Below are 3,234 nucleotides of genomic sequence, written 5' to 3' on the forward strand. Positions count from 1 at the left end.
GCACCCCGCCCAACCCCTCACCGCAAGCAGCAGCGCCCCAGCCCTAACCATTGGCCGCCGCCCCAGGCCCCTTGGCCCCTTCGCGCACCCGAATAATAGTCTGCCGCGAAGTACTGAGCGCCCTGGCCACTGCCGTCACGGAATTGCCCGCGGCCAGTTCCCTCAGCGCCTGCTGTCTTTGCGTATCCGACAGCGAGGCAGGGCGTCCTTGCGGAATACCCTCCCTCCTCGCGACCGCTGCAGCTTCAAGCGCACGTGCGCGCTTGACGTCGGCCTCCAGCTTGCCTGCGAGTTGCAACATGCGCAGCATCGCGGCGTCACCCTTCGCGCACAAATCGGCATTGCCTAGTTCGACGCACAAGCCGCGCACGGACTTCTCGGAGAGCGCCTTAAGCGACGAAACGACATCCGCGATACCGTTGCCGAGATAGCTCAGACGCGAAACCACCAGCGTGTCACCATGCGCAATGCGACGAATGACCTGTTGCAATCCCATGCGCAACGCGGCAGGCGTTGCAGCGTCGCAATGATCGACGAATACGCGGGACATGTCGATCAGAAAGCCCGATGCATCAATCTTGATCAGGTCACGTTCGCGCAGATCGGGGTCGCCGCCGGTATTGGTGTACACGAATAGATTCACGACACGCGCTCCAGGTTGACTCGTATAGCTTGCCAGTGGTGGAAAAAAGGACGGGGAACAGACCGCGCGAAAACGCGCCAGACACGCTCATGTTAGCAAGCGAATCGCGATTCTGTTTTCCGGCTCAGTTAATTGGGCCGGACACAATGACCGCCTCGTCATGGTGCAACGGTCCAGCCGAACCGGTCGCCTTGCACGGGTAGTGGTATCTTTCGAGCATCCAGGAACATGCAATGAGGCTGCAGGTGTGAGCGAGATCCCATCATCATCGATATCGTCTGAAGCCGGCGACGGGCCGGATACCGCAGGTCCCGAGAGGTCACTCGACTTTCCCGTGGTCGGCATAGGCGCGTCGGCGGGCGGCGTGCAGGCCTTGATGCGATTCTTCGAAAATGCCCCGTCCGACATGGGTATGGCATTCGTCGTCGTATTGCATCTTTCGCCCAAGCACGTCAGCAGCGCGGACAAGGTCCTGCAGCAAGTCACCCGCATGCGCGTGAAGCAGGTGAGCAGCACCACGCCGATCGAACCCAACCATATCTACGTGATCGCGCCGGGCACAAGCCTGACCATGGCGTACGGCCATCTTCATGCTAGGAGTGCCGAGCCGGCTAGCGGGCATCCGGTTAGCATCGACCGGTTTTTCCGCAGCCTGGCGCAAGCACACGGCCAATATGCGATGAGCATTGTCTTGTCGGGTACGGGAAGCGACGGCGCGCTCGGGATCGCAAGCGTCAAGGAACGCGGCGGGGTCACGCTGGCGCAAGATCCGAACGACGCGGAATACGCCGAAATGCCACAGAACGCGATCCTGACCGACCAGATCGATCTCGTCATGCCCGTAGCGGAAATGCCGCAGCGCCTACTCGATATCTGGCGCAACGCCAGGCGGATCGCGCTGCCGGACCTCGATCCCGTGCTGCTGTCGTCCGGGGAAAGCGCCGATCGCCGCAGTGAAGCCGAAGTCGCGTTGCGCGACATCCTCGTGAACCTGCGCGCCCGGACCGGCCACGACTTTCGCTTCTACAAGCGAGCCACGATGATTCGCCGTATCGAGCGCCGGTTGCAGGTCAACGGCGTCCCTGATCTAGTCGCGTATCGTGATTTCCTGCGTGACAACCCGCGCGAAATCACGCTACTGCTTGCCGACATGCTGATCGGGGTGACAAGTTTCTTTCGCGACCATGAAGCGTTCGCAACGCTCGAGCGTGCCGTACTCCCTGCGCTTTTCAACGGCAAGAACGAAGGCGATCAGGTACGCGCATGGGTCGCGGGATGCTCCTCGGGCGAGGAAGCGTATTCCCTCGCGATGCTGCTGAATGAGCAGCGCGAGGCGCTGCATTCGCGCGCGAGCATCCAGCTGTTCGCGACCGATATCGACGAAGGCGCCGTGGCGCGCGCGCGCCTGGGCGTGTATCCGGAATCGGTCATGAACGATGTCCGCCCCACGCTGCGTAAATTCTTCACCAAGGTGGGCTCGCGCTTCGAAGTAGCGAAAAGCGTGCGGGAAAAAATCCTGTTCGCCATGCACAACGTCTTGCGCGACCCGCCTTTCTCGCGCCTCGACTTTGTTTCGTGTCGCAATCTCCTCATCTATCTCGACCGGGCCGTGCAGCGGCAGGTGCTGGAGATGTTCCACTATGCGCTGCATCCCGACGGATATTTGTTCCTGGGCAGCTCGGAGTCGGCGGACGCTGTCGATGACCTGTTCAGCGTGATCGACAAGAAGCACCGGATCTATCGCGCCAAGGCGGTGAGGGTTGCTGCCCGTCCGGCCATGTCGAGCGCGTCTGCGCTCATCGGCGGTGGCACTTACGGGACGCGTGAAGAGGGCGTTTCCGCGTTGACCCCTGAACGTCGCAACTTTTCATTCAGCGCGTTGCACCAGCGTGTGCTGGAGCAATATGCGCCGCCCAGCGTCATCGTCAATCGCGACTCGAAGATCGTTCATCTTTCGGACCACGCGGGCCGGTTCCTGCGCTATGCCGGGGGTGAGCCCTCGAGCAACATGATCGCCGTGGTCATTCCAGAACTGCGGCTCGACCTGCGCACCGCCTTGTTCCAGGCGGTGCAGACGGGCAACAGTGTCGAGGCGCGGCGCGTCAAGCTGGAACGCGACGGGCGGACCTCGTACGTGAAAATGACCGTACGCCCGTTCCACGAAGCCGACGCGGACTTCATCCTCGTAGTGTTCGACGAGGTTCAGGAAGCGATGACGGAAACCCACGCCACCGGGAATGATGGAACGGGTGACGACCGGGTGATGATGCAACTCGAACGCGAGTTGCAGTTGAGCAAGCAGCAATTGCAGAACACGATCGAGAAATACGAGACGTCCACAGAAGAGCTGAAAGCGTCGAACGAGGAACTCCAGGCGATCAATGAAGAGTTGAGATCGGCAACCGAAGAGCTTGAGACCAGCAAGGAAGAACTGCAGTCGGTCAACGAGGAACTCATCACGGTCAACGCGGAGTTGCAGACCAAGATCGAAGAAACCGGCAAGGCCAACGACGACTTGCAGAACCTGATTACCTCGACCGATATCGCGACCATCTTCGTCGACCGGGCGATGTGCATCAAGCGCTATACAC

Annotated in this window: 2 protein-coding genes; one reads left to right on the forward strand and one right to left on the reverse strand. The window is 60.9% G+C overall.

Features of this window, described 5'->3' with window-relative positions; translation table 11 throughout:
- Window positions 1-43: 43 nt before the first annotated feature.
- Window positions 44-643: a recombinase family protein gene (locus WCA53_RS23130; protein ID WP_423915957.1), complete on the reverse strand. Its 600-nt coding sequence runs from the start codon at window positions 641-643 to the stop codon at window positions 44-46.
- 271 nt (window positions 644-914) lie between these two features.
- On the opposite strand from WCA53_RS23130, the gene WCA53_RS23135 reads away from it, so the two are divergent.
- Window positions 915-3,234 (forward strand): CheR family methyltransferase (locus WCA53_RS23135; RefSeq protein ID WP_423915960.1); only part of this gene is annotated, 2,320 nt, incomplete at its 3' end.

The sequence above is a fragment of the Caballeronia sp. genome (assembly GCF_049581465.1).
In the GTDB taxonomy this organism is placed as follows: domain Bacteria; phylum Pseudomonadota; class Gammaproteobacteria; order Burkholderiales; family Burkholderiaceae; genus Caballeronia.